Source organism: Ruegeria atlantica (assembly GCF_013033965.1).
Classification (GTDB): domain Bacteria; phylum Pseudomonadota; class Alphaproteobacteria; order Rhodobacterales; family Rhodobacteraceae; genus Ruegeria; species Ruegeria atlantica_D.
This window is the reverse complement of sequence record NZ_WQFE01000029.1, coordinates 1-3,917: the sequence shown is the minus strand read 5'-3', so window position 1 is coordinate 3,917 and position 3,917 is coordinate 1. Positions and strand designations below refer to the sequence as shown.

Genomic DNA, 3,917 nt, shown 5'->3' with positions numbered 1-3,917 from the left:
GGGAAATCCACTTACGAAACGGCTCGAAACTGTTCAAACGAACCGAACCACCTCTTTCCAAGCTGTGTGGAGGTCGTCTGCCAAACCGTCAAGCTTTGCGATGTCAATGTCCGGAAGGGTGTGCGCCTCAGCGTTCAGGCGGTCTTCGAACGCAGCAACGCGGGAAAGTGCTTCCTCCCATCGCTTCTCGAGTTCGGACGCAATGAGGCGATTGTCAGGGTCACATGCCGCATAGCGCCGTTCGGCCAGCGTGGCGTCATAGCGCGCCTGGCTGAGTTCCATCTCCAACACGGCGCGCTTGTCTTCCATGGTTTGCTTCACCATGGCGCGTGCTTCCGTTGCAGCTTTGATGGCATGTGGTGCAAGTACGCCCAGCACCGCGTCAGAGACGAGGTCTTCAGCACGCCGACCACCGAAGGTAAGGCAGCGCTTTCTGCCCAACAAGAGGTTCGGGTTGTCGCATCTGTAGACCGGACGTGGCTTGCGTCCGGTATAGACAACGTGAAGCCTGCGCCCACATCTGGCGCAACACAGCAGGCTGGCGAGCAACGCACCGCCACCTCGGCCGGATTTGACACCGCCCGTTCGCCCGAAAGTATTCTTGGCCAGTTGCGCCTGGTTGCGTTCATATCCCTCCCAATCGATATAGCCGACATGGTGGTCCTTGATCACCACATCCCAATCCAGAGGATCCTTGCGATTTTTGTAGGTCACATGGGCGCGCCCGTCACGCACTTCGGCGCTCCTGCCGGTCTTACCATAGGCATATACACCGGCGTAGAACATGTTCTTGAGCACGCTGATGACATTGCGGTAGCGAATTGGTCTCCATTCAAAGCTGGTCAGCCGCGCCCCGTCCGACGGCCTCGGGAAATGGATCCCTTCATCGGACATCGACAGAAGAACCTGCCGTGCGCTGCCGAGTTCGTTGAAGCGGGCGAAAATCTGACGGATCACTTCCTGTAGCCGGAGGTCTGGATCAAACATGACACCGGCATCCTTGTCCTAGATATATCCAACGGGTGGTCTGTAGCGCAGCTCTCCGCGACGGGCTTTTGAGCGTGCCGCCTCCACCATGCGGGTCCGCAAGACACCGAGTTCAAACTCGCTGATGCTGCCCTTCATGCCGAGCAGAAGCCGGTCATTGGGATGCCTGGGGTCGTAGACGCTGTCATGATCCACAACGCGCGCTTCAACCGGGCCGCAAAGCTCCAGCATATGATGCCAGTCCCGGCCATTACGTGCGAGGCGTGAGACTTCCAGGCAGAAGACCGCGCCCACAGCACCCGAGCAGAGCATTGCAACAAGCTTCTCAAAGCCAGGCCGCGTCTGACATCCGCTTACCGACACGCCAAGGTCATCATCAATGACATCAATGCCGGAAAACCCGTAGCTTCGGGCCATCTCGACAAGGTCATATTGACGGCGTTGGCTTTCCAGATTGGTGATCACCTGGCTCTGTGTTGACTGGCGAACATAAACAACGGCACGCCGCCTCAAGAGTTCTGGCGTGAAAGAGAAGGACATGTCATTCATCGCGTTGTCCTCCCGGAAGTGTCGCCGCTGCCAGCAGCAGTTGTGCTAACGCCGTGACCATCGCTTGATGGTCCGAAGGGCTCAACTGCGGCGTGGTCGCCTTCTGGAGTGGCAGAGAGAGTTGTCTTGGGATCGAAGAATTGGTCATCCTTGGCCTCCGAAAGTGTTGCATCACCTTCGAAGCTTCGCCGAAATCCCAACTCTGTGAGAACAGAACCCAGTTCAAACAGAGCCTCCAGCGAGGCCCTGCCGTCACCCAGATCAAATGAACGACAATGCGCGGCATCAAGAACCCAGGATGGCGCGTCAATGACAATACCCGCGTCGCGCTCAATACGAAGAAACTGTCCGTCACTACGATTGAGAACCTGATGAACTTTCACATCCGCGCCAAAATAAGCGTGCCAACGATAGTGAACCCTATAAATTTGCCCGACATGGGCAGAATGAACGGGAACTGGCATTGAACAGAAAGAACGCATTATTTGCAGGGCATGAGGCCGGAGCTCAGAACTGGGCAATCCTCGCCTCAATGATTGAAACCTGCAAGTTGAACGGCGTCGATCCCCACGTCTGGCTCACTCAAACCCTGACCGCCATTGCAGACGGGCGCAAACAATCCGATATCGACGCCCTGCTGCCGTGGAATTACGCCGCAGACGTGTGATCGGCGCACCGCTTACCTTCGAACAACAGGTCGCGGAGATCCAGGTTCGCGTTGCCGTGCTAAATCGCTACACTGCTCTTGGCAAACCCGTCACAGAGCCCGTAGGTTACATCCGCAAAGGGAAAGGGGAAGTACAACAAAGCCGTACCGTATGATTGTCTCTCTCAATCTGTCCGGTGCCGGGGAGTTGAAGTTCTTTTTTGTATTTGTGCTGTTTGGCAAGCCCCTTGCTTTTGGCCAGGGGCTTTTGGTTTTTGTAGAGAGATCAGAACTTTATCTCTGCAGTAAATGACAGGCCGTACCCTTCGTATCCGGAAGTTCCAATACCATCGTAGAAGCTGTCCAGTTCGATATACACATTGTCGCTTACATTGTATTCGAAACCAAGTTCTCCACGACCCCGGTTCCGAGAGAATGCATTGGTATACTCTCCATCCGTGTGAGTGAAAACCAAGCCCAGTCCGCCCGTGAACGTTAGTGTGCCTTGGTTGACTGCAATGGGGATCTCGATATTCGAGCCCAGCTCAAGTTGCCCGATCGCAACCTTCTGTCCCGGGACATGGACCTCCAGGCTATCTGTAAAGCCTTTTGCCCGATCCTCAATCCAGCGAGCGTCAGCGTAAGGGATCAAACGGGTACCTCCATCCGAAAGCTCCGCTTCTCCCTCCAGCCGTAACTGAGCCAGCCAGCGGGTCGTGTCAAAAGAGCCGCGCCGCTCACCCAATTGTGCATCTCGAAACCGGATATCGTTATCAGACTGACCATACAAGAGCCGTCCTTCCAAATACAGCGGGTGACTTCGATGGCGGGTGACAAAGTACGGCCCCGCAAGCCAACCTGTACCTTCAATCGTTCCAAGCTCCTCGGATAGATCGGTATCCGCGCGATCAAACTGCAACATAACACCCGCAAGGAATGTTTCCGAGTATCGCTTGTGCACACCGAGACTGCCCAGCACATAGCTGCTACTTAAAGAGGTCGTACTTGCCCGTGTAGCACTGATCTCTCCCCAGAACCCGTTGCGCACAAAACTGCCATCCAGCGCCACATTGCCTTCCGTCGCCGTCAGATTGAACCTGTTTCCTGCCGAACCGGAGCTCCCCGCGTTCTTTAGAAACCTGACAAGCTCTGGCTGATTATTCAGCAGGTTCTGCGCCCGCGTCGAAAGGAACTCGCCAATCGGGCGCAGGATCGGATCTTCCTCACGCACTGTGACAATGACCTCACCTGCGTCTCCCAATTGCACACCCTCACCGGCCAAACTGTGCGTGAAGGTTGCAACATCGTCCCGGTCATCACTATCAGCAACAGAACTCACCGACACAGATTGCCAGACATTCCAGTTCTCAGGGCTGAATACCAACCGCTCCACTCCTGCAGAAACATCGGCGTTATTCGAACGCGGCACCACAACAACCCGGCCTTCTGGCGCGGCGCTCAACCTTACTCGATACTGCCCCCCAGAACCTTCCTGAACTGTCAGCTCAGAGGGCGAAACCTCAACATCAAGTTCGACGAGTTGTTGCGGGGCTACTGTAATCGTCACACTGTCTACAGCTGACAGATCATCGGCATCATCAAAAACCACAAGCTCGAACACATGCGTCACCGGATCGTCTCCGGGCTGCAGAACATCTGCCGTGAAGCTTGGCGTCGCAGTGTCTGGTCGGCTCAGAACAACAGAGCCGTCACCCGTGCCGCCTGTCCGCTCCCA

General features: G+C 55.8%; 4 protein-coding genes and 2 pseudogenes. 2 read left to right on the top strand and 4 right to left on the bottom strand.

The features are described 5' to 3' along the window. Positions 1–33: 33 nt before the first annotated feature. The 3 genes from GOW16_RS22920 to GOW16_RS22440 are packed head-to-tail and all read right to left on the bottom strand — an operon-like array spanning position 34 to position 1,919. Positions 34–987 (bottom strand): recombinase family protein, encoded by a 954-nt coding sequence (locus tag GOW16_RS22920; RefSeq protein ID WP_254429891.1) that lies wholly within the window; start codon positions 985–987, stop codon positions 34–36. Positions 988–1,005: 18 nt separating this feature from the next. Then, positions 1,006–1,536 (bottom strand): recombinase family protein, encoded by a 531-nt coding sequence (locus GOW16_RS22915; protein ID WP_254429890.1) that lies wholly within the window; start codon positions 1,534–1,536, stop codon positions 1,006–1,008. Continuing rightward, positions 1,533–1,919, bottom strand: a complete 387-nt coding sequence (locus GOW16_RS22440) for a hypothetical protein (RefSeq protein ID WP_170419774.1) — start codon at positions 1,917–1,919, stop codon at positions 1,533–1,535. Before GOW16_RS22440 ends, GOW16_RS22915 begins: the two co-directional genes overlap by 4 nt. 68 nt (positions 1,920–1,987) lie before the next feature. Between GOW16_RS22440 and GOW16_RS22435 the strand changes: the two are divergent. Continuing rightward, positions 1,988–2,203: pseudogene (locus tag GOW16_RS22435) on the top strand (transposase domain-containing protein); the annotation flags it as partial. A 17-nt stretch (positions 2,204–2,220) separates the two neighbouring features. Continuing rightward, positions 2,221–2,358, top strand: a pseudogene (locus GOW16_RS22430) (IS5/IS1182 family transposase); the annotation flags it as partial. A 110-nt stretch (positions 2,359–2,468) separates the two neighbouring features. Here GOW16_RS22430 and GOW16_RS22425 read toward each other — a convergent pair. Then, positions 2,469–3,917, bottom strand: a 1,449-nt coding sequence (locus tag GOW16_RS22425) for an autotransporter outer membrane beta-barrel domain-containing protein (protein WP_170419772.1), incomplete at its 5' end; no start/stop codon positions are given.

Bases quoted from the DNA above. Each gene is read 5' to 3' on its own strand.
- GOW16_RS22920 (WP_254429891.1), bottom strand. From the start codon at position 987: ATGTTTGATCCAGACCTCCGGCTACAGGAAGTGATCCGTCAGATTTTC.
- GOW16_RS22915 (WP_254429890.1), bottom strand. From the start codon at position 1,536: ATGAATGACATGTCCTTCTCTTTCACGCCAGAACTCTTGAGGCGGCGT.